At 46.9% G+C, this 22,246-nt stretch carries 18 protein-coding genes and 16 tRNA genes; 31 read left to right on the top strand and 3 right to left on the bottom strand.

The genetic code is table 11. The features are described 5' to 3' along the window. The first annotated feature begins 191 nt into the window (after positions 1-191). The 21 genes from FHS16_RS23840 to FHS16_RS23940 all read left to right on the top strand — a co-directional run bounded on the left by FHS16_RS23840 (position 192) and on the right by FHS16_RS23940 (position 5,455). Positions 192-267 (top strand) — tRNA-Asn (locus FHS16_RS23840). A 4-nt stretch (positions 268-271) separates the two neighbouring features. Further along, positions 272-362, top strand: a tRNA-Ser gene (locus tag FHS16_RS23845). Positions 363-366: 4 nt separating this feature from the next. Next, positions 367-441 (top strand) — tRNA-Glu (locus FHS16_RS23850). A gap of 67 nt (positions 442-508) precedes the next feature. Then, a tRNA-Val gene (locus tag FHS16_RS23855) sits at positions 509-584 on the top strand. Positions 585-599: 15 nt separating this feature from the next. Next, a tRNA-Met gene (locus tag FHS16_RS23860) sits at positions 600-676 on the top strand. Between the two features lie 39 nt (positions 677-715). Beyond that, a tRNA-Asp gene (locus FHS16_RS23865) sits at positions 716-792 on the top strand. Positions 793-806: 14 nt separating this feature from the next. Then, positions 807-882: transfer RNA gene (locus FHS16_RS23870), tRNA-Phe, on the top strand. 33 nt (positions 883-915) lie between these two features. Then, positions 916-991: transfer RNA gene (locus tag FHS16_RS23875), tRNA-Thr, on the top strand. 3 nt (positions 992-994) lie between these two features. Next, a tRNA-Tyr gene (locus tag FHS16_RS23880) sits at positions 995-1,079 on the top strand. Between the two features lie 9 nt (positions 1,080-1,088). After that, positions 1,089-1,162: transfer RNA gene (locus FHS16_RS23885), tRNA-Trp, on the top strand. A gap of 18 nt (positions 1,163-1,180) precedes the next feature. Continuing rightward, positions 1,181-1,256 (top strand) — tRNA-His (locus FHS16_RS23890). Between the two features lie 26 nt (positions 1,257-1,282). Further along, positions 1,283-1,357: transfer RNA gene (locus FHS16_RS23895), tRNA-Gln, on the top strand. Positions 1,358-1,364: 7 nt separating this feature from the next. Next, positions 1,365-1,439, top strand: a tRNA-Gly gene (locus tag FHS16_RS23900). A 7-nt stretch (positions 1,440-1,446) separates the two neighbouring features. Beyond that, a tRNA-Cys gene (locus FHS16_RS23905) sits at positions 1,447-1,520 on the top strand. A gap of 24 nt (positions 1,521-1,544) precedes the next feature. Beyond that, a tRNA-Arg gene (locus FHS16_RS23910) sits at positions 1,545-1,621 on the top strand. Between the two features lie 13 nt (positions 1,622-1,634). Further along, positions 1,635-1,713, top strand: a tRNA-Leu gene (locus FHS16_RS23915). Between the two features lie 148 nt (positions 1,714-1,861). Then, entirely contained in the window at positions 1,862-2,815 is a 954-nt protein-coding gene (locus tag FHS16_RS23920) for an ABC transporter ATP-binding protein (RefSeq protein WP_183568883.1), read from the top strand. After that, positions 2,808-3,566 carry an ABC transporter permease gene (locus FHS16_RS23925; RefSeq protein WP_183568885.1) on the top strand — a complete coding sequence of 253 codons (759 nt, stop codon included), beginning with the start codon at positions 2,808-2,810 and terminating at the stop codon, positions 3,564-3,566. Before FHS16_RS23920 ends, FHS16_RS23925 begins: the two co-directional genes overlap by 8 nt. A gap of 47 nt (positions 3,567-3,613) precedes the next feature. After that, entirely contained in the window at positions 3,614-3,988 is a 375-nt protein-coding gene (locus FHS16_RS23930; protein ID WP_183568887.1) for a GntR family transcriptional regulator, read from the top strand. A gap of 13 nt (positions 3,989-4,001) precedes the next feature. After that, positions 4,002-4,700, top strand: coding sequence for an ABC transporter ATP-binding protein (locus FHS16_RS23935; protein WP_183568889.1), 699 nt, complete (start codon positions 4,002-4,004; stop codon positions 4,698-4,700). Continuing rightward, positions 4,697-5,455 carry a hypothetical protein gene (locus tag FHS16_RS23940; protein ID WP_183568891.1) on the top strand — a complete coding sequence of 253 codons (759 nt, stop codon included), beginning with the start codon at positions 4,697-4,699 and terminating at the stop codon, positions 5,453-5,455. The genes FHS16_RS23935 and FHS16_RS23940 overlap by 4 nt, the downstream gene beginning before the upstream one ends. Positions 5,456-5,512: 57 nt before the next feature. Here the strand turns inward: FHS16_RS23940 and FHS16_RS23945 are convergent, their stop codons facing one another. Together FHS16_RS23945 and FHS16_RS23950 are read right to left on the bottom strand one after the other, a co-directional pair. Further along, positions 5,513-6,559 carry an S-layer homology domain-containing protein gene (locus FHS16_RS23945; RefSeq protein ID WP_183568893.1) on the bottom strand — a complete coding sequence of 349 codons (1,047 nt, stop codon included), beginning with the start codon at positions 6,557-6,559 and terminating at the stop codon, positions 5,513-5,515. Between the two features lie 96 nt (positions 6,560-6,655). Beyond that, positions 6,656-9,799, bottom strand: a complete 3,144-nt coding sequence (locus FHS16_RS23950; RefSeq protein ID WP_183568896.1) for a rhamnogalacturonan lyase family protein — start codon at positions 9,797-9,799, stop codon at positions 6,656-6,658. 302 nt (positions 9,800-10,101) lie between these two features. Between FHS16_RS23950 and FHS16_RS23955 the strand changes: the two genes are divergently transcribed. The 6 genes from FHS16_RS23955 (at position 10,102) to FHS16_RS23980 (ending at position 19,080) form a co-directional block, all read left to right on the top strand. Further along, positions 10,102-11,853, top strand: a complete 1,752-nt coding sequence (locus tag FHS16_RS23955) for a sensor histidine kinase (protein ID WP_183568898.1) — start codon at positions 10,102-10,104, stop codon at positions 11,851-11,853. Continuing rightward, a complete protein-coding gene (locus FHS16_RS23960) occupies positions 11,846-13,459 on the top strand; it encodes a helix-turn-helix domain-containing protein (RefSeq protein ID WP_183568900.1) in 1,614 nt (537 codons plus the stop codon). Before FHS16_RS23955 ends, FHS16_RS23960 begins: the two co-directional genes overlap by 8 nt. A 119-nt stretch (positions 13,460-13,578) precedes the next feature. Further along, a complete protein-coding gene (locus FHS16_RS23965; RefSeq protein ID WP_183568901.1) occupies positions 13,579-14,556 on the top strand; it encodes an ABC transporter permease in 978 nt (325 codons plus the stop codon). Between the two features lie 37 nt (positions 14,557-14,593). Then, the gene (locus FHS16_RS23970) at positions 14,594-15,532 is read left to right on the top strand and encodes a carbohydrate ABC transporter permease (RefSeq protein WP_183568903.1); all 939 of its coding nucleotides are present in this window, start codon (positions 14,594-14,596) and stop codon (positions 15,530-15,532) included. A gap of 85 nt (positions 15,533-15,617) precedes the next feature. Next, positions 15,618-17,165, top strand: coding sequence for an ABC transporter substrate-binding protein (locus FHS16_RS23975; protein ID WP_183568905.1), 1,548 nt, complete (start codon positions 15,618-15,620; stop codon positions 17,163-17,165). Positions 17,166-17,517: 352 nt separating this feature from the next. Beyond that, on the top strand, positions 17,518-19,080 hold the full coding sequence (locus FHS16_RS23980; RefSeq protein ID WP_183568907.1) for an ABC transporter substrate-binding protein: 1,563 nt from the start codon (positions 17,518-17,520) through the stop codon (positions 19,078-19,080). A gap of 60 nt (positions 19,081-19,140) precedes the next feature. On the opposite strand, the gene FHS16_RS23985 is transcribed toward FHS16_RS23980, so the two are convergent. Then, complete coding sequence (locus FHS16_RS23985) at positions 19,141-19,689, bottom strand: C40 family peptidase (protein ID WP_183568909.1); 549 nt, start codon at positions 19,687-19,689, stop codon at positions 19,141-19,143. Between the two features lie 263 nt (positions 19,690-19,952). Here FHS16_RS23985 and FHS16_RS23990 point away from each other — a divergent pair, with 263 nt between their 5' ends. The 4 genes from FHS16_RS23990 to FHS16_RS24005 all read left to right on the top strand — a co-directional run bounded on the left by FHS16_RS23990 (position 19,953) and on the right by FHS16_RS24005 (position 22,176). Next, positions 19,953-20,249: a LiaF transmembrane domain-containing protein gene (locus FHS16_RS23990; protein ID WP_183568911.1), complete on the top strand. Its 297-nt coding sequence runs from the start codon at positions 19,953-19,955 to the stop codon at positions 20,247-20,249. 76 nt (positions 20,250-20,325) lie between these two features. Continuing rightward, on the top strand, positions 20,326-21,012 hold the full coding sequence (locus FHS16_RS23995; protein ID WP_183568913.1) for a PspA/IM30 family protein: 687 nt from the start codon (positions 20,326-20,328) through the stop codon (positions 21,010-21,012). Beyond that, positions 21,000-21,467: a PspC domain-containing protein gene (locus FHS16_RS24000; protein WP_183568916.1), complete on the top strand. Its 468-nt coding sequence runs from the start codon at positions 21,000-21,002 to the stop codon at positions 21,465-21,467. Before FHS16_RS23995 ends, FHS16_RS24000 begins: the two co-directional genes overlap by 13 nt. Before the next feature lies 1 nt (position 21,468). Further along, positions 21,469-22,176, top strand: coding sequence for a PspA/IM30 family protein (locus FHS16_RS24005; protein WP_183568918.1), 708 nt, complete (start codon positions 21,469-21,471; stop codon positions 22,174-22,176). Positions 22,177-22,246: the final 70 nt, after the last annotated feature.

A 22,246-nucleotide genomic window follows, 5' to 3' on the forward strand; every position in this document is an offset into this window, starting at 1 on the left:
CGACGAGGTTGATAGGTTCGGGGTGGAAGCACAGCAATGTGTGTAGCTGACGAATACTAATCGGTCGAGGGCTTATCCTAAACACGTTTACTCGGACCCATACATCCGGTAGACAGCAGCAGTAAAGGTTCAGCAACCTTATCTTTCGTATCCAGTTTTCAGGGCGTAACTTGCTTTGAAATTGCTTATATTCCCTGATAGCTCAGTTGGTAGAGCACTCGACTGTTAATCGAGTTGTCACAGGTTCGAGTCCTGTTCGGGGAGCCATTGTAGAGAGGTGTCCGAGTGGTCGAAGGAGCACGATTGGAAATCGTGTAGGCTCTAACCGGGTCTCGAGGGTTCGAATCCCTTCCTCTCTGCCAGCAAGGCCCGTTGGTCAAGTGGTTAAGACACCTCCCTTTCACGGAGGTAACAGGGGTTCGAGTCCCCTACGGGTCACCATTTACTTTTCAAAAAGTTATTGACAAGAGCAAAGTGCCTATGATAAGATATAAAGGTCGCTCAACATGGAGGATTAGCTCAGCTGGGAGAGCATCTGCCTTACAAGCAGAGGGTCGGCGGTTCGATCCCGTCATCCTCCACCATTATTTTTGTAACGACGCGGGGTGGAGCAGCCCGGTAGCTCGTCGGGCTCATAACCCGAAGGCCGCAGGTTCAAATCCTGCCCCCGCAACCAAAAATCTTTACCATTCGGAAGTTTCCGAGAATTTGATGTGGAGCTGTGGTGTAGTGGCCCAACATGCCTGCCTGTCACGCAGGAGACCGCGGGTTCGAATCCCGTCAGCTCCGCCATTCAAAAAACATCAGGCTCGGTAGCTCAGTCGGTAGAGCAGAGGACTGAAAATCCTCGTGTCGGCGGTTCGATTCCGTCCCGAGCCACCATTTTAGAAGTACAAGCAATAAACAAGTGAATATGCCGTTGTAGCTCAACTGGTAGAGCAACTGACTTGTAATCAGTAGGTTGGGGGTTCAAGTCCTCTCGACGGCACCACATGGAGGATTAGTGAAGTGGCTAAACACGGCAGACTGTAAATCTGCTCTCTCTGAGTTCGGTGGTTCGAATCCATCATCCTCCACCAGTTTACCTTAGGGGCATAGTTTAAAGGTAGAACAAAGGTCTCCAAAACCTTTGGTGTGGGTTCAATTCCTGCTGCCCCTGCCAACTAAATATATCAATATGGCGGTCGTGGCGAAGTGGTTAACGCATCGGTTTGTGGATCCGACACTCGGGGGTTCAATTCCCCTCGATCGCCCCATTAATTTTAAAACAGATGTTTCATGTTGGGGATTAGCCAAGCGGTAAGGCAACGGACTTTGACTCCGTCATTCTCAGGTTCGATCCCTGAATCCCCAGCCATTTATTTGCGGAAGTGGCTCAGCGGTAGAGCATCGCCTTGCCAAGGCGAGGGTCGCGGGTTCGATTCCCGTCTTCCGCTCCATTTATTTGGCGCCATAGCCAAGTGGTAAGGCAGAGCTCTGCAAAAGCTCTACCCCCAGTTCGAGTCTGGGTGGCGCCTCCACAATCTTCTCTTGTAATAACATATGTGCCCTTAGCTCAGCTGGATAGAGCGTTTGACTACGAATCAAAAGGCCAGGAGTTCGAATCTCTTAGGGCACGCCATCTTTACTGATTTGCCGATGTGGCGGAATGGCAGACGCGCGCGACTCAAAATCGTGAGGGAAACCGTGGAGGTTCGAGTCCTCTCATCGGCATCATATTTTAAACTCAAACTCTTAAGATCTTTATGATCTTAAGAGTTTTTTTGTGCTTGGTTTTATAAATTATGAAATAGCCTCTTTACAGCTCTCTTTGACTAGTGTACTATTTAACTAACACACAAGAACACTGGAGGTTGCAAAGATGGCTGTAACATCTGCTATAAAAGAAACTGCGCCTGTCCTTTCCTTACAGCAAGTAACGAAACGAATTGGCGGTAAAACGATTGTTGATCGCATGTCGTTTACTATTCAAAAAGGGGAAATAGTCGGTTTACTTGGTCCGAATGGCGCTGGGAAAACGACAACAATCAGGATGCTGGTAGGCCTTATTCAAATGTCGGAGGGAGACGTGTTCGTACAGGGGCATAGCATCCGTAATGATTTCAGCAATGCCATTCGTCATATCGGCGCTATTATTGAAAACCCTGAGTTTTATCCGTACATGAGTGGGTGGGATAATCTAAAACAGTATCAGAGGATGGACAGCGGAATAACGGATGAACGCATCAAGATCGTTACTGAGCTGGTTGGTTTGGAAGCAGCTATGAACAAGAAGGTCAAGGCGTACTCTCTTGGCATGCGGCAGCGATTGGGTATTGCACAAGCGCTGCTAGGCAACCCATCCTTGCTAATTCTCGATGAGCCGACTAACGGTTTAGATCCAGCAGGCATTCGGGAGATGCGCCAGTATTTGCAGCATATTGCAGACCATGAAGGCATTTCAATTCTCGTATCGAGCCACTTGCTATCTGAAATGGAGCTCATGTGCAGCCGGGTTGTTGTCATCCAAGAAGGAAAATATGTGACCGAGCGAGACTTGCATCAAGGAAAGGAGCAGTCACAGCTGCTGACGGTTAAAATTCGTGTGGATCAGCTGGACAGCGCGTATAAGATATCGTCCGCTATTCATGGGGTTGAGGTTGCAGGACTCGATAAGGAGCGTAATGAAATCGTTCTTTCCTTGCAGGATGAGCTGATCCCACAAGTTGTTGCAAAGCTGGGTGAAGGGAAAATTAAAATATACCGAATTACTGAAACCAAGCTATCACTTGAAGAGGAATTCCTCAAATGGACAGGAGGCAGCCGCATTGCATAACTTCGGCGGATTAATCACAAATGAATGGTTGAAAATGTCCAAAAAACGAAGCTTTTTTATTGGATATGCTGTAATGCTCGTAACAGTGATAGGCTTCGCTTTTTTGATCAAGCAGCTATCGAGCGAGGAGCTGCCTTCCATGCTTGATTTTACAGCTTCCATTATGACGACGAACGGGGTAGGCCAGATCGTTACGATCATAGCTGTCATCTTCACAGCAGGGATTGTCGCTAAGGAGCATCAACTAGGAACTATCAAGTTTTTGCTTATTAGAGCGCATGGCAGAAGCAAAATCTTGGCATCAAAATATGTCGCGGCTATTCTGTTTGCGGTTTCGCTTATTATTTTTACGATTGCTGCAGCATTAGCATCGAGCGGAGCATTATTTGGATTCGCAACGGCCTCAGGTGATGGTACATGGCTGCTAGTCGCAAAAGGCATTCTTTTTCAAACGGTTTATACTTTGATTTATGTTAGCTTAACCTTTATGTTCGGCATCTTGACACGTTCGACGGGTGCGACGATTGGGATTGGAATGACGGCAGTCTTGCTTGAAGGCCTCATCCAAATGCTCCTCTCTCGATATGAGTTTTCGAAATATCTTCTATTCATGAATATGGATTTGTCGTTGTTTGCAGGTGAAAATTCAACAATTAATGATTTAGTATTTCCAAGCGCCATTAGTGCGATTTATGTTTGCTTGTTTATTGCAGTGAGTTTTGTTTCATTTAAAAAACGTGACATCGCTTAGTAGGCTAAGGCTGAACAAAATGGCATCGGAGAGGAGCAGGGGGAATTGTGAGCATAGAATTCGATAATAACTTACCTATCTACTTGCAAATTATGAACCATATCAAAAAAGAAATTATAGTTGGAAAGCTCAAGTCTGGCGATAAAATACCAGCGGTACGGGAGCTTGCTGTTGAACTTCAAATTAATCCAAACACGGTTCAGCGTGCTTTTCAAGAGCTGGAGCGTGAGCAAATCGTAGAGACAAAGCGCGGACTGGGCAGATACGTGACGAGTGAGGAGTCGAAAATTATGGAGATCAAAAAGGAAATGGCTGGCGATCTGCTAGGCCGCTTTATACATGGGATGCAAGAGCTTGGCTTTGCTAATCAAGATATCGTAAACATCGTTTCGCAAGCTGTGGAAGATAAGGATAATGAATAGGAGAGATGATACTGTGGAGAGCATATTGCAATTGAAGGACGTATCCAAATCCTATGGCGGCAAGAAGGCGCTGAAACAGGTGTCGCTCCAATTAGGCGCAGGTAAAATAATCGGACTGCTTGGCAGCAACGGCAGCGGTAAAAGTACGCTCATGAAGCTAGCAGCGGGCCTCATTCATCCAGCTTCAGGCACCGTTCAAGTTGGAGGCATGGAGGTAGGGCTAGAAACGAAAAAAATAACCTCCTTCATGCCCGATCGGCCGCTGACTGAGAAATGGATGCGGGTTGAGGATGCGGTTTTATTTTACAAAGAGTTTTATGCGGACTTTGATGCGGCGAAAGCAGAGGATATGCTTGGCTTTATGAAACTGAACAAACGGGATCGTGTTATAGAGTTGTCAAAGGGAATGAATGAGCGTCTGCAGCTTACGCTTACATTATCTCGCAACGCAAAGCTTTATCTGCTCGATGAACCAATCGGCGGGGTTGATCCGGTAGCAAGAGCAAAGATACTAGATGCGATCGTTAACTATTATAACGAGGAAAGCAGCTTGCTTGTCTCGACTCACCTTGTACGTGATATTGAGCGGATTTTTGATGAAGTGGTCTTCATTCGCGAGGGAGAAATTGTGCTGCAGGACGAAGTAGAGAACATCCGGCTTAAGCATGGCAAAAGCGTCGATGAAATGTTCAAGGAGGTATTCGGAGAATGATTAAGCTGCTGAAGTACGATTGGAAGCGGAGCAATGACGGTATTCTTAGCACGCTGGCCATATTGATTATTGTGCAAGCCGCGCTTAGCATCGTTGGATTAGTGAAAGACTGGGACGAAAATCTGATTGTCGGATTAAGCATATTCGGTTACGTGCTTGCGTTTATTTTATTGTTTATTCATAGCTTGCGGACATTCGACACCAATATAAAATCGTACAGCAGAAGGCTGCTTCCGCAGCATCCAATAAAGGGAATAGGGGCTTCTATCCTGCTATGCTGGATTGTTTTAGGCCTAATCACGTTGATAGCAGCTATCCATATCCCAATCTTCGCTGCCTTTTCCAATAACGATTGGTCTTTCATTAAAGATAACATTAAATTTGTAGGTGCTGCCAAAGCCATTGTTATCGTAGAGATTTTGTGGGCGTACACCTTGTTCATTATTTCTATTCTTGCATCTATTACCGTCGCAGGATGCTTCCGGTTTAAGGGAGCTGCGTGGATAGGCATTATTTTCTTCTTTGCGATCCACTCTTTGCTCATATGGATCGATTACTTGCTGTTTGGTGATAACGAATCGTCTGCAGGTTTCGTTTCTATTACTAGTGATGTAGGAGATACGACCAGCGTGACGCTAAGCTCGAATCTGAAAGTGGACTATTTTTTCGGCACGTTTTTGCTGGAGACGTTATTTACGGGAGCCCTCATATATCTTACAGTCTATCTCTTGAAGAAAAAGGTAGAGATTCAGTAAATAGCATAAAGGAAAGGCGCTTGCGGGATGCGATCCCAAAGGCGCCTTTTTGCTGTTCTATTGCATGTTCTGCAAATCTCGCAGCTTGAGGATAGCGGTTAGTGCTTCAGCGCGTGTGGTATAGGCACTTGGAGCGAACAGATTGTTCCCTCTGCCCTCTAGAAGCCTGTTATGAACAGATTCAATAATCGCTGCTTTAGCCCAGCTCGGTATTTGCTCATGGTCGGAAAATAGCGTTGTGACTGATTTGGTTAGATCGAAGCCTGCTGTACGAGCGAGAATAACCGCCATCTCCGCACGATTGATTTGGTTCTGTGCTCGGAACGTACGGTCCTCATACCCGGATATAACGCCTGCTGAAGCTGCTTCAGCAATATAAGGTTTAGCCCAATTGTGGATAAGGTCAATATCAGTAAAATCTAATGTAACTTCGCTGTTAACGGTTATGGGGAGCTGAACGGCACGTACTAGCATTGCTGTATATTCTGCTCTTGTGACCAAGTTATTAGGTCGAAAGGTTCCATCAGGGTAACCCGTGACGAAGCCAAGCTCAATCGCACGCAGCACATTAGCTTCTGCCCAGTGGCCCATAAGATCTGGAGGAGCTTGATAATCATTCTGCAGCTTAATGATGAAAATAGCTTTGATGTTTTTTGGGGATATTGTGACGGCAGCAGCTTTACTGTCCACCAGCTTTATTCTCTCTAGGCTAACGGCAGCCGAACCGGGTGCAATCGTTTCGAAGGCTAAGGTTGCAAGGCTGGCATTGCCATTATCGCCAGGGCTTTTGCCAAGCTTTGTATGCGCGAATACGATTTCCCCATCCTTGGCTGCAGTTGGAACAGAGAGACCTGTTTCATGTGCTGACGCGCTTTTGAAGCGAAGTTTGGAAGTATCATAGCGCAAACGCAGCTCATAGCCATACAAATCGACCAGCTGTATGCCTTCCACCGTAATGCGTACATCTTGGCTGACGACTGCCGTTGGTTGAGAGATCGCCAGTGAAAACGAAGGCAGAGCTTCACCAAATGCCATTGCTGGACGCAATAGAATGCCGATTAGCAAGATAATAACAAGATATGCCGATAGGGTTTTATATTTCATATGCGAGGACCATCCTTTAACGAAAAATGCGCGAGAGGAAGAAATGGATTCCTCCTCCCGCGGTTCGGAACGGTTGCTGAAGTTACGAGCAGTTGGTTACCAATTCAGAATGAGTTTTGCTAGTACGACGAGATCCTGAATATCGATGATATTATCTTTGTTCAGATCAAAAGCTTTAACGATGCTCCAATCGGAATCAGCGGATGTTTTGCCATAGGCTTTGGCCATGAGCGCAAGATCGCCGACGCTGGTTGCGTTGTCGTTATTGTAATCGCCTTCGACCTTCTCGATGACAAGATCAAGGAAGGTTTGCAGTGCAGCATTCAAGTCGAGCGCTGCTTGCGCAATTTGAGCCTGAGTAGAAGAAGCAGCTGCGGAAACTGTTTTCGCCAGGTTGATCGCTGCTTGGAGATCGGCTTTGGAGCCTATCGGATATTGTCCGATGCGATTACCTTCAACAGCCGTGTCATGCTGATGCTGAGCATTTGCGATCAGCGCTGTCAATGCGCCTTTATCAACGCCAATTTCTACGCCGTGCGTCTCGCCTTGAAGCTCCGACTCCGCTCCAGTGCTGCTTGCAACATGGAGCTTAGAGATCGCAATATTCGATATGCCTGCTGGAGCCGTATCTTTTACCTTGAAGGTCAGCTTGATAAGCTCACCAGCTGCATGCAGCGCTTGCTCGCCTAAATGAACCCCTAGAATCCTGACTGCCCCAGGCGTGTCGATTTTGGAATCTACGAGCGTTATTCTCGACTCATCAAGAGCAGTTGGGGAACCGACCAGCTCAAGCGAATTCGCATCATAGGTAATCGTAACATCCTGAGCAACTATGTCCGTCGGCGGTTCTGCCAATCCGTAGAATACAGAGAAGCTATCTCCAATTTCACTTGCACCGGGTCCGTTAATGAAACCTCCGCTTGTTCCATCATTGTCTACTCTCGGCGTCCAAAAATTCGGGATGGGTACATGTGCGAATGAAGTATCGGAAGCAAAATAAAAGCTTGGATAAGCTGGCTGATTATAGGTTGTATTCTGCCAAGCAATGCCGGTACGGTATTGCGCATCATGCATGAGCGTATACAGCTTGCGATTCGTAACCTCCGTGCTAATGAAGATTCGGATTGAGGAGCTGTCTGCGGTGCGTAAGAGCAATTCTTCTCTCCAATCCCCAAAAATATCAGCCACCAGGGACGGATTTCCTTTCGTACCATTATTGGTTCTCGTATCGGTCGCTGTCAGCAAGCGTCCGCGCTTCCAGTCATCGATACTGGGCGTGCTGTTGCCCGAGCCATTGACCAGTTGTGTCGTCATGTCCGCAGCCCATTTAATATTCATGTTCGTACCAGGAGCGGTTGTGCTGATTCTCGTACCGGAGGCGGTCCATAATCCGACAGCCCATGTTTCAAGTCCTTTATGGGCGGGGTCTACGTCGCCAACCATGCCTCGGCCAGTATCTTTGCCTGTATATTCGCCGTAAATAACCTCGCCTGTTTCGGCGTCTCTCAGCGCATAGCCATAAGGTGCATAGGTAGCGCCTTCATGTACCATGAAAATTTCAAGCCCAGGTCGATCCGGATCAATATCGGTAACATGAAGCGCATCCCCATGGCCTAAGCCTGCGATAACGCCTGGATTGGCGCTGCCGGCAGGAAGCTCGGCGGAGGAGCTGTACAACAAGGTTCCGTCATGATCAATCGTGGATGAACCATAAACAATTTCTTGTTTGCCATCCCCGTCAACGTCCGCGGTGCTTAAGGAATGCGCGCCTTGCGTATTCAATGAGCCTAACAGCGGATCAGTGCCAAGCTTGCCATGCGGACTATCGTTAAAGGGGTTCGACATAGGTGCGAAGCCGCTGTCAACGAACCAATGCTCTTGCAAATGATCGCCGTCCCATTCGTAAGAGACGAGTGTCGTTCGCGTGTAATAGCCTCGCGCAAAGACGGCATAGGGCTTCGCCCCGTCCAAATAAGCGACACCAGCAAGAAAACGATCAACGCGATTTCCCGGCTCAATTCGTCCCATGGCGTAATCGCCCCATAACAGACCATCGTCAGTACGACCCGGCTTATAGTGGATGGTTTCCAGCTCTGTGCCGGTTTCACCCTCAAATACGGTTAAATATTCAGGCCCTTTGAGAATAAAGCCCTCAAATTCACGAAGCTTATTGTTGGCGCTCCTTCCAGGGGCATACACATCCATGAAATAGTTAGCCAACGCTTCGGCATCTAAGCGGGAGAGTGGGTAGTTGTACTGCTTTGCGATACCGAAGCTCTCTTCGAGCGTTGCAGGCCAGTTCCCGTTGATGACCTCTGCATGGTTATGCCAATCCATAAACATATCGACGACATGATTGAAATAGCCTTGGCGGCTTACGCGGTAATCATCGGAATGACTGTACCCTGCTGCAAGATCGTCATCCGGCATTGTAATATACTGCTCGGATAACCTGGCACCCTGTGCGTCGTATTTATTGATTTTTGTTCCTGGAGCGGTTTTGAACATGAGTTCTGCTTTACCGTCACCATCAAAGTCGTAAACCATAAATTCCGTATAGTGGGCACCTGCCCGAATGTTCACCCCGAGATCAATTCGGTAGAGCAGCTTGCCGTCGAAGCGATAAGCATCGATATAAACGTTACCCGTGTAGCCCTTCTGCGATACGTCCTTGGAGTTAGAGGGATCCCATTTCACAAAGTACTCGTACTGTCCATCGCCGTCAACATCGCCCACGCTCATATCCGTGGCTGCATAGGTATAGGCTTCGCCGACAGGGGTTATTCCGTCTGCTGGTTTCTGCAACGGTAAATTGTAATAAGCATTGCTCCATGGTGCTATGGCTTCGCTCTGTTCGGTTTCTTTGCCGTCAACTACAGCAGCAACATAATAGAGCGAAGCAGCCGTGCCAGCCGTATCGGAATAGTTTGTGCTATCCTCCACAGTGGCTATTTGGACGCCATCGCGGTAAATATTGAAATTAGTGCCGGTCATCCCGGTAGCAGAATAACCGGTTACTTCATTGCCTAGCAGCCTCCAGCTTAAAAACACACCTTGCGATGTAGCGGCTGCGACTAAACCTCGATCCAAATATTCCAGCTGAACGCCGGAGCTGCTTTTGGCTGCAACGTGATTCGGTAAATCAGAAGCGGAAGCATGCAGTGTCGTTCCAAGCAATAGGGCAAGACCTGTTGTCGCTGTCCAAACCTTTCTCAATGCTTTGGCCGAGTACCAACCCATGAAATGGTCACCATCCTTATCGAATTTGCCTTAAATTTGATTGCGCTTACATTTGTGTTCTGATCCTCACCTCGCTTTTATTGCCGTTGTTCAAGCAGCTTTCTATGAAATTCATACTCAGTATAAAAGCAATGATTGCAAGAGAGTAGGTGAAAAACAGTGCTTTTACATTGAAAATCAGTAATTATGATACAAAACGTATCTTTCTTCCGTCATTGTTTTCTCTTAAAGATGATTTCGCGTAAGCGCTTTAAATGGTAGAATTAGACACGGGTTGATACATGTTAGGGGGAAGGCGGCACGTGGGGTTTGGCAAATCGATTAGAACACGTCTTATTATTGGATTTATGGCCGTTATGCTGCCGGTAGTCGCATACATGCTTATTAATAACAGCTATTCACGTGATATCGTGCGGGAAAAGGTATCCGAAACGTATCGAAATACATTGGACATTTATGTCGGTCAGACCGATCATAATTTATCGCAGATCAATGATTATCTCTACAAAATGTCTGTTCTTGATTCTGACGTCGGCCTGCTTATGTCGTTTCCCATGGACAGCGATGGCTACACGCTTACGAAAATACGAATCGATGCCAAGCTGAATAGAGATGTCGGTGTCTACAATATCATTGACGCTGTTTTTTTATATCATCAGAACGATATCATTTTCGGGACGGACAGCGTCTATAACGATACCAAAAAAATTATCAAGTCGCATATGGATACGATGACCACGGTGAAAAATCTGGAGCAGAACGATCAGCACACTTGGGAGGTCAGAGCCGATGAGCGCATGCCAGGCAAGTTTTTTCTGATCAACTTCATTAAGGTGTCTGAAGGCTTATATGTGGGCGCCATGATAAAGGTCCAAGACATTAATACGCTGCTCTCGATTCAATGGAGTGATGGCGACATCGGGCATAATGGCATTTATTTGCGTTCGGGGAATCAACTAGTGGAGTCCCTGACTGAAAATTCAGCGCCGCTGGAGCTTAGCTATAAAATATCGGATAAGCCATACGAGTCACTGACAGACCGCAAGACGGGAGCGAGCTATCTCGTGATGAACCGGGTGAGCGATATGGTCAACATTGCTTATCGCGTTGTGATTCCGGAAGAGACGTTGCTGCAGAATCTGTTGTTTTTCAGAAACGCTACATTGTTTGCACCGATCGGCTTTTTGGCTATCCTGCTCATCTATTTATTCTTTATGCGGAATATGCTTTTTAAACCGCTGCACGAGCTCATTCTGGGAATGAAGAAAATATCGCTGGGTATGCTGGATGTTCGGTTGAAAAAGAACAAGACACTCGAATTCGAGTTTCTAGGCAACACGTTCAACATCATGGCCGAACAGATTAAAACGTTGAAAATCGACGTCTACGAGGAGCAGCTGCGTGTGAAGCAGGGGGAGCTGAAGCAGCTGCAAGCGCAGATCAACCCGCATTTCTATATGAATAGCCTTAATATCATTTACAATTTAGCAGCGATCGGCGATACGGATTCAGTCAAAATAATGTCGCTCCACTTAGCCGACTACTTCCGTTTTATTATGAAAGCAAACCGTGATACGATTACGCTGAAGGAAGAGCTGCTGCATATCGAAAACTACATGACCATTCAAAAGATCCGGTTTCCAGATAAGCTGCAATGCCATTTCGATGGGATGGAGGAGCTCCTTCATTATCCGATTGCGGCATTGACGCTCCAGCCGTTTGTGGAAAATTCCATTATTCACGGCTTTAAGAACAGGCGGCAGCAGTTCCACATACGAATATCAGCTGAGTTAAACGAGGGGCAGGGCTTTACGTTAACGATCAGTGATAACGGGGTAGGCTTTGATCCATCGGTGCTTGAGAAGCTGCGGAACAAGGAACCTCTGCAGGAAGGGGAATCCAGCAGCCTAGGCATCATGAACGTAATCCATCGGCTTCAGCTGCTCTATGGCGAGCGGACCTCCATTACGTTCTCGAATCAAACGGAGGGCAGCGGAGCCATCATCAAGATCGTATTTCCTGAGTTTACGGAAGGGGTGAAAGCCGTTGTATAACCTATTGGTCGTGGACGACGAGGAAATCGCGATTCGCGGCATTGTGGAAGGGATCGATTGGTCGACGCTCCCGATCGCGAATATCTATACAGCAATTGACGCTGAGGAAGCACAGGCTTTGCTGATAGAGCATACCATTCACATCATGCTCTCAGACATCGACATGCCGAACCTAAGCGGTATTGATCTGCTGGAATGGGTGAACGAGCATTCTCCCTCGAGCGTAACGATATTTCTGACCGGGCATGCGGATTTTAAGTATGCGCAGCAGGCTGTTCAATTGGATTGCTTCGATTATTTGCTAAAGCCGATTGATCATCAGGCGTTGAAGGCTTGCGTGAAGGAAGCGCTGAACAAAGTTATTGATTTGGAGCAGCTTGCCAAAATCAAAGACACGTACAGCTTGTTCTATGAGCAGTGGAGCAAGCAGCGTCCGATTCTAATCGAGCGCTTCTGGCATGACGTGCTGCACTACCGTTTATCCGCAGCGCCACAGCAGTTGGACGCTGCCTTGCAAACCTATGCCTTGCCGCTGAAGTCGGACAGTCTCCTGCGCATTGTACTGATTAGTATCGAGCAGTGGCGCGAGGAGTGGTCTGCTCGCGATGAGGAGATCATGACTTACGGCATCAAAAATGCAGCCGAGGAGCTTGTTCTTCATGGGGAGCACGGACATATTGTACAGGATGGCGGCGGTATTATTTATGTGCTATTTTATGAATCGTTAGAGCATGAATTGCAATCGGCTTCCATTATAGCTGAGCGGTGCAAAACATTCATTAACCAATGCAAGGACATGCTGCATTGTTCTCTTTCTTGTTATATCGGAGAACCCGCACAAACGAGACAGCTTCGAGAAGCGGTGCAATCCCTGTTGACGATGGAGCGCAGCAATGTCAGCCATACATGTGCGATACTTCTTGAACAGGAACATGCGCATGAACAGGAGACAAACGTTCCGCACGCAGCGCCATTCTCTGATTGGTCGCTGCTGCTCGAATCAGGAAAACAGACGGAATTGGCGCAGCGTATTGATGAGTGGTTTGATCAAATGCAGCAATTAAAGGTTGATTACACGTATATGGCCTCGTTCTATTACGGGTATATGAATATGCTCTTTCAGTGGCTTAACAAAAAATCGGTGCAGATGACCGATGTATTCAAGCATAGAGAGTGGGAAGCGGGAGAGAACATCCTTAAATCGCTGCCGAGGATGAGAACGTGGACGCAGCAGCTGAGCCTGCAAATAACGGAATATGCCAACCGGAACGGGAAGGATGTTTCCCAGGTTGTAGATAAGGTACAGCGTTATATGGAGGAGCACCTTGGCGAGGAGTTCAGCAGGGAGCAAGTGGCGGATGCCGTTTATTTGAATCCTGCCTACCTGTCTCGGTTATTTCGGAGAGAAACAGGTTATTCGTTGACGGATTACTTGGTACGGCTGCGAATTGCGAAGGCGCGGATCGAGCTGGAGAAAACGAATAACCGCGTCAGCGACGTTGCTAGTAACGTGGGCTACGGAAACTTCTCGCATTTTTCAAAGCTTTTCAAAAAAACGACGGGGCTAACCCCGCAGGAATATCGCAAAAAATTTCAAAATGTATAATTGAAAAGTCATTTGACCGTTAATGCGGTCACGGCGCCGACAGCTGTCGGCGTCTTTTTTTTATACAATAAAAACAAGGAAAAACAACACAGTGCTTTAGAAAGAGGAGGGGGAAGGCGATGGCAAAACCTGCGACAGATACGGTTACAGCTGCCTATATTCCAAAGAGCTCGGTCAAAAAAATGACTCAAATTCGTATTATCAAAAAATATTGGATCTTCTATTTCATGATGCTGCCTGCTGTCGTTCTGCTGATATTAAACAATTACATTCCGATGTTCGGAATTATGATTGCGTTCAAGAACATCAATTATGCGGACGGTATCTTGGGAAGCCCTTGGAGCGGTCTCCGAAATTTCGAATACCTGTTCAAAACGTCCGATGCATGGATCATTACACGAAACACCTTGTTGTACAATTCTGGTTTTATCATTCTTAACCTAATCTTTCCGATTTCATTTGCCATCATGCTCAATGAAATTCGAAGTCGCTTTCTTGCGAAGCTGCATCAGACGGTAATGTTTCTGCCGTATTTTCTATCAATGGTTGTCATCAGCTATTTGGTATTCGGATTCATGAGCGATGAGCACGGTTATCTGAACAGTTCACTCCTTCCTGCGCTAGGCATGGAGAGCATTCAGTGGTATTTCACCCAAGAAGTGTGGCCGTACGTGCTGCCGATAGTCAACACATGGAAGAGCATGGGTTACTTTACAGTCATTTATATGGCAGCGATCATCGGCATTGATGACGAATATTACGAAGCCGCCACGATTGACGGCGCAAGCAAGTGGAAACAAATGACGAGCATCACGGTTCCGCTTATTATGCCCGTAATCACCATTATGACACTTCTGCAAATCGGGAAAATATTCAATGCGGATTTTGGACTTTTCTTCCAAGTGCCAAGGGAATCAGGCGTGTTGTTTCCGGTTACGAATGTAATCGATACGTACGTATATCGAACGTTTCTAACGGTTGGCGACATTGGGCTGTCGTCTGCAGCCGGATTGCTGCAATCGGTTATCGGGTTTACGCTCGTGTTCTTGTCTAACTGGGTAGTAAGACGAATCAATAAAGAAAACGCGTTGTTCTAAGTTGTTTTAATTATGAAAAATTTATGGAGGTGACCCTATGGAAGCAACAGAGGTCATAGCATCCGGAGCCGGATCTAATCCCAAAAATCATTTGTCCACGCCAGCTTCTTTAGGCATCAATGTGTTCTTCATTATTTATTCATTGCTTTGTGTCATTCCGCTCGTATTGATCGTGATGGTATCGGTCACCGACGAATCGGCTGTAATAAGCAATGGTTATCAATTCATCCCAGCCAAATTCGATTTAGGCGCTTATCAATTTTTATTTAAAGATGCTACCCAAATTCTCCGTTCGTATAGCATTTCCATATTCGTAACGATAGTTGGTACGACGTTAAGTCTCGTTATTATGGCGCTGTATGCTTATCCGATATCAAGAAACGATTTCCCGCATGCCAAGTTTTTTACTTTCTTTGTTTTCTTCACGATGCTGTTCTCGGGCGGGCTTGTTCCTTGGTACTTGGTTTATGCACAGACGCTTGAACTGAAGGATACGCTTCTGGCGCTTATTATGCCGCTTTTGGTTGCTGCGTTTTTCGTTCTCATTATCCGTACCTTCTTCCAGACTACGATTCCGGCAGCAATACTGGAGTCGGCCAACATAGACGGAGCGGGAGAGCTTACCATATTCCTCAAAATTGTACTGCCATTATCGCTTCCAGTGTTAGCGACCGTAGCTCTGTTCCAGACGCTTACGTACTGGAATGATTGGTTTCTAAGCCTCGTGTTTATTACGAAGGATGGCAATATCACCGTGCAATACCTGATGTACAAGACGATGCTGAACATTCAATTTCTCGCCAATAACAGCACGGCAGCAGCAGCGATTACGGCAGCAGGCGGCACGTTCAAATTTCCGAGCGAGACGGTTCGGATGGCGATGGTTGTCGTCGGGATCGGGCCGATCATATTCGCCTATCCATTCTTTCAGAAATATTTCGTAAAAGGGCTTACGGTAGGTGCCGTTAAAGGCTAGCTCACATGCAACGCTTGCGCTCGGCTGTAACCGGAACATCCGGTTTAGCATACAAAACCAAATTTTTGAGGGAGGTCCACCCGCTATGAAGCAAGTTAAACAAAAAACATCTATGCTTCTTCTAATGATGATGACTATCGTATTAATCGTGTCTGGATGCTCGGGAAACGGCAACAAAAACAATGCAGAAGCGACAAAGGAGCCTGCAGCAGCAACAGAGAAGCCGGCTGCCACAGAAGAAGAGCCTCCAGCGAATGAGTTGAAGCCTTACCAGCTTTCACTTGTTTACCCTGGAACGCCGCAAACGGATGAGAAAAAGATCGAAGAAGCATTAAATAAAATCCTTACTGAAAAAATCAATGCAACAATCGACCTCAGACCGATCGATTGGGGCGCATGGGATGACAAAATCAATCTGATGGTTGCTTCGCAGGAAGAAGTGGATATCGTGTTCACGGCTCAATGGAACGGCCATGCCAAATACGTAGCTAAAGGAGCATTCCTTGATCTAGGCGAGCTTCTTGAGCAATATGGCAAAGGCATTACGGATTCTTTGGATCCTGCCTTTATTGAAGGTGCCAAAATCAACGGTAAAAACTATGGGGTTCCAACCAATAAAGAGCTTGCTGCACTTGGCGGAATCGTATACCGCAAAGACGTGACCGATGAGCTTGGCATTGACATGACGAATGTGAAGACGCCTCAGGACCTCGATGCTGTCTACGCGGTTATTAAAGCGAAAAGACCGGATCTGACTCCGCTGTACACAACAGGAGGCGCGTTCAACTCCCATTTCTTCGCTAACTATGATTTCTTAGGCGATTCAACGATTCCAGGAGCGATTCTCAAGGATTTGGACGGTACAAAGGTAGCTGCAGTTGAGGAAATTGATCGCTACAAGGAATTTTTGAACCTTACTCGCGATTACTTTAAAAAGGGTTATATCAATGCTGATGCAGCAACAACTCAAGTATCCTCTTCAGATGCTTGGAAAGCAGGAACGGTATTCTCTACACTGGAGCCATTGAAACCAGGCAAGGATGCTGAAGTAGCAAGCGCGGCTGGCCTATCGGGCAAGCTTGCACAAATTTCAATGAGCGAGAAAACAGTTGCAACTTCAGAAACAGCTGGATCCATGCTCGGCGTATCTTTTACATCCAAAGATCCTGCTCGCGCAATGATGCTGATCAATCTTCTTCATACGGACAAAGAAATCAATAACATTCTGAACTTCGGTATCGAAGGCGATCACTTCACGAGAAACGGCGAGATCATTACGGCAACGGACAACACAGCTAATTACAACCCAGGCTCTGCATGGATGTTTGGCAATCAGTTCCTTAACTATGTTTGGGATACAGAGGATCCAGAGAAATGGGCGAAATTCAAAGAGTTTAACCAAAATGCAAAGGTATCTCCAGGCCTTGGATTCGTATTCGACAGCGAACCGGTCAAAGCAGAGGTTGGCGCGCTTGCAAACGTCATTCGCCAGTATCAAAGAGCTTTGGAAACCGGCTCGGTTGACGTAGATAAAACGTTGGCAGATTACGAGAAAAAGCTGAAGGATGCAGGCGTAGAAAAGGTAGTTGCCGAGAAACAGAAGCAATTCGACGCTTTCCTTGCAAGCAAGTAATACGCTTGCCCATTTAAAATAATAGCGAAAACCCGTGCCCTCTGAGGCACGGGTTTTTGTGCAAATATAAGACTTTATATGTTTCATGCGATAAAGTATCTTCTATTTCTACGAGAAACGGACACCATCCTCTTGCAGAGGACGGCGAAGCCGTTTCTTCTTGAAATATAGGAAAGGATATGATTTCGCCATTCTTTCTCTATATTTCTCGGAATGAAACGCGCTGCGCCGCCAAAGGACAGCGACAGCCGTTTCACCTTGTGTTTATACTTGTGCTTGCATTTTTTGGTGTATTCTTTACAATTAAGCATAGTTAATGCAATTCATTATCGCACGAGGGGGCAATCCGATAATGACCCGAAGGACGCGCAGACCGATTCGTGCCAAGAATCTCTTGCTGGCTTGCTTGTTTCTTCTATGCGCATGCTCCAATCAAGGAGGGGCGGAACGCCCGTCAACAAGCAACGCTGCTGGGAACGGAATTGAAAGCGCTTCACCTCTAACCGCTGTTCAGGAAGGCGAAGACGTTTATCCAATGAAAAGCTACACGCTTAAATTCGTATATACCGGTGCGCCGCAGAAGGATGAAGAAGAGGTTGAATCGGCAATTAATGATTACTTGATGGCCAAAATAAACGCGAAAATAGACCTTATACCCATTGATTGGGGCCCTTGGAATGACAAAGTAAATTTGATGATCGCATCGCGCGAGATGGTTGATATACTGTTCACAGCGCAGTGGAACAAACACGCGGTGAATGTGTCGAAAGGCGCATTTTTAGAGCTGGATGAGCTGCTCGATCAATACGGCCAAGGCATTCTACAGTCGCTCGACCCGGTTTTTCTGGCTGGAGCTAAGATTAACGGCAAAAACTACGCGGTACCGACGAATAAGGAATTAGCTGCCCAAGGCGGGATCGTATATCGGAAGGATATTGCTGACGAGCTTGGCATCGATATGTCGCAGGTTAAGACGATAGAAGACTTGGATGCAGTCTATCAGATCATTTTGGAAAAAAAACCGGGAATGACGCCGATTTACATGAAGCAGGGCGAGACCTTCAATGCGCATTACATCGGTAATTTCGATGCACTGGGAGATACATCGATCCCGGGTATCATTCTTAAGGATGGTGAAAGTACGCAAATTAAGCCGACTTATGAGGAAGAGCGCTACGTGAAAACGTTGCGGATTACGCGTCAGTTTTACCAGAAAGGGTACATTAACAAGGATGCAACCACGAATCAAACGATGAACAATGACGCGCTGCGTTCGGGGGACGCGTTTTCCATTACATCCGCGTTGAAGCCAGGAAAGGACGAGGAGCTTGCCATTCAATCAGGCCTGGCAGGCAAGCTGGCACAGCTTGCTCTTAATGTGAAGACGATAGCAACCTCGGAAACGGCGGGATCTATGCTGGCGATTTCTTCAACTTCCCAGGATCCCGAACGTGCGATGATGTTTATTAATATGCTGCACACGGATGTTTATTTGAATAATCTACTCAATTACGGCATTGAAGGCAAGCATTATGAAAAGGTTAATGAGCACGTCATTCGTCCCACTCCAAATACTCCTGGTTATAATCCAGGCACGAATTGGATGTTTGGCAATCAGTTTTTGAACTATGTTTGGGATAGCGAAAAAGCGGATAAGTGGGACTTATTCAGAGATTTTAACCAAAATGCGAAAATTTCCCCCGGGCTGGGCTTTGTATTCGACGGGACTCAGGTGAGAGCAGAGGTAGCTGCGGTCGTTAATGTCGATAGACAATATCAAACGGCGCTTGAAACGGGTTCCGTTGATGTGGATCAAGTGCTGCCGGAGTACATTGAAAGCTTGAAGGCAGCAGGAATTGAGAAGATTATAGCGGAGAAGCAGAAGCAGTTCGATCAATTTCTGGCAAATAAATAAGAATAGTTGGCCGGCAAGCGACAATCGCTTCGCCGGCATATTTTTATCCAATCCTGTTAGCTAGAGGCCGCTTCCGCCAAACAAGAAACGGTATTCCCACTGTTTATTGTCGATGTTGTCCACGCGAACCCCGCCGCTTTCCTTGGAGAAGGTATTGAGCATCTTGCCATTGCCTAGATAAACGCCTACATGGGTGACGGTTTGCTTGGATTTGGATACTTTGGCATAGCTGGTGGCGCTGCTGCCGCGGTAGGACATAAAGAACATCAAGTCTCCGCGTTTCAAGCTTGCCCAATTTGTTTTAATGGATGAATTCTTTTTGACGTAAGCAGCTTGGGCTGCGGAGGTTGAAGGCAGCGTAACGCCTGCGGCAACCTTGAATATGTGTTTGGTGAAATCCGAACAGTCAAATGTTTTGGTTGTGCTTCGGTTGGAGCCGAACTCATAAGGCGTTCCTAAGTATTTCATGCCAGTCGAGATGATCTTCTCGGTAGTTGATGATGCGGCATACGCATGATCATGAAGGGGGAGTGTTGCACTTCCAGTACTAAATAATACGGCAGACAATAATCCAGCTGCGATAAGCTTTTTAATGGATACGTTTCTCATTGGTAGCGTATACACCTCCTGTACTGGTAATAACGTAACACAGGAATATGGCTACTTTAAGCTGTAATATATGGTAAGAATGGCCGTTTGACCCCCTAAGGCGGGCTTCCAACTCGACCTAAGTCCAGTGCCAAAACCGCCGAAAGTCCGTTTTACAAAAGGGAAAATTGATCTAAACTAAGTACATAAGCAAGAGCAACACACGCAAGGCAAGAAACAAAAAATGAAGAAATTCTAATGGTCGAAAGGAGATGGATTTGGAGATGAATGGTAAAAGCGCATTAGGTGTACTGCTAATCATCGTTGGCAGCATCGCGGTACTTAATTTTGTAGGTGTTCATTTCGGAGCGATACTCGGTTTCTTGCTTCCGTTCATACTGGTCGGATTCGGGATTGTCGGCTGGATGAACAACAAGAAATGGATCGGCGGCATACTTATCGCAATCGGCGGCATGATGCTTCTTGGCAAGCTTGGCGGCGTAATCGTATTGCTGCTGGCAATCGGGCTGATCGTTGGCGGTGTAAGCCTCTTTAAGAAAGACAAACGCAGCGCTTATTAATAACTGCGAATGAATAGATAGAAACGTGAGAAGATTAGATCGGTTTTGCACCGCAAAACGCTAAGGAGGACATGGAATGAGTATTATGAAGCGAGTACGCGACATTACGGTCGCTACATTAAATGAACGGCTTGAGAAGTCAGAGGATCCGGTTCGAATGATTGATCAGTTTCTCTGGTCTACAAGAGAAGATATTATACAAGCGGAGAAACTGTACCAGCAATACGCAGGCCATAGCAATCACCTGAAAGCACAATGGCTGCAAGCGGAAGAGCAGAAGGAACGCCGTGAGAATCAAGCTTTGACTGCCTTGAAGGCAGGAGAGGAGCAGCTGGCCAGAATTGCCCTGCACGAGAAGGCAGGCTGCGAAGAGCGTTCCATGCAATACCGGGAGCTGTTCGAGCAAAGCCGCCAGAATACGCTTGATCTAGAAGAGCAGCTGCGCGAGATGCGCAGCGAATACCAAGCCGTGTACGACAAGCGCGAATATTATGCGGCCCGCATGGAATCATTAAGATTGCAGCAGCGCTTGAACAGTCGTTACGCAAACGGGTTCGGCGATCATGGGGCACAATCCGGCGCGGCGTTTAGAAGGCTTGAGGATCGGATCAGCGGGATGGAGCATGAAGCCAAGAGCTTGCGCGACATCCGCAGAATGGGGCAAGAATTCGTAACGGAAGCGGGCAATACCGTACAATCCGTTATAGAACGCGAGCTTGAGCAGCTGAAGCGAAAGCTTGAGAAAGAAGGATGGACGTCTTGAGGAAATTTTACCGCTCATCACGCGACAAGAAGTTATTCGGTCTTTGCGGCGGCTTAGCAGAAATGTTGAATGTTGATGCGACGCTCCTGAGGATTTTACTCATAGTTGTCACCATATTTACAAGCGGTGCGGTTATTCTGATCTATATTATCGCTGGTCTAGTTGTACCGAAAGAACCGCCGGTTTACTCTAACTTCGGTCCTAACGGCTATGGCAACGGATATGGCGGCAGCTACAACCCTGGTTATGGTCAACAGCCTAATACGCCGTTCGGAGGACCTTACAAAAACCCGCCGCAAGCGCCAGGCGCTTGGAATACGCAAGGACCTGCACCGCAGCCATCACCATCATCCCAATTTGACAGTATGATGGATGACCTGGAGAAAAAAGCATTGCGTCGTGAAATTGAAGAATTGAAAGCCAAAATTGCTAAATACGAGAAGGGAGATTTTTAATATGGGAATTTTCAAACGCATGAAGGATATGACGAAGGCATCGCTAAATGAGGCATTGGACAAAATGGAGGATCCGATTGTCATGCTGAATCAATACCTGCGCGACATGGAGTCCGAAATCCATCAAGCCGAGGTAACCGTAGCGAAGCAGATGGCTAATGAGCGCCGGATGAAGCAGCGCTTGGAAGAAACAGTGCGCAGCGCAGCTGATCGTGAATCGAAAGCGGAAGCGGCACTTAGAGCTGGCCAAGAGGAGCTCGCACGCAAATTGCTGGAAGAGAAGCTTTATTTCGACCAAAAGGTAACGGAATATGTCGAGCTTCATGGACAATCGAAGTCCCAAGCAGAAGAATTGATGCAACAGCTGCACACAATGAAGGAAGAGTTCTACCAATTGCGCAACAAACGCAATGAGCTCGTTTCCCGTGCACAGGTTGCCAAAGCGCAGAAGCAGATGGCGCAGCTTACCGCAAACCACACGATTGACAGCGGCTCAGCATCACGCGGCTTCTATCGCATGGAAGAAAAAATTATGCAGCTTGAGGCAGAGGCAGATGTTCTTCGCACTCCGTATTCATACAGCGGCGCGAAAAGCACCTTCAACGCTGCTGATGCAGAGAAGCAAATCAAAGTTGATGAGCAGCTGCAAGCATTGAAAAACAAGCTGAATCCTACGACTTCGCTTACGAAGGAATCAACTGAGGAATAGTATGTGGAACGATGAGAGAAGCGGACCGTCTTACGGTCTGCTCTTTCATGCGTTTGGGCTATTATGCCAG

Source organism: Paenibacillus endophyticus, assembly GCF_014192395.1.
Classification (GTDB): domain Bacteria; phylum Bacillota; class Bacilli; order Paenibacillales; family Paenibacillaceae; genus Pristimantibacillus; species Pristimantibacillus endophyticus.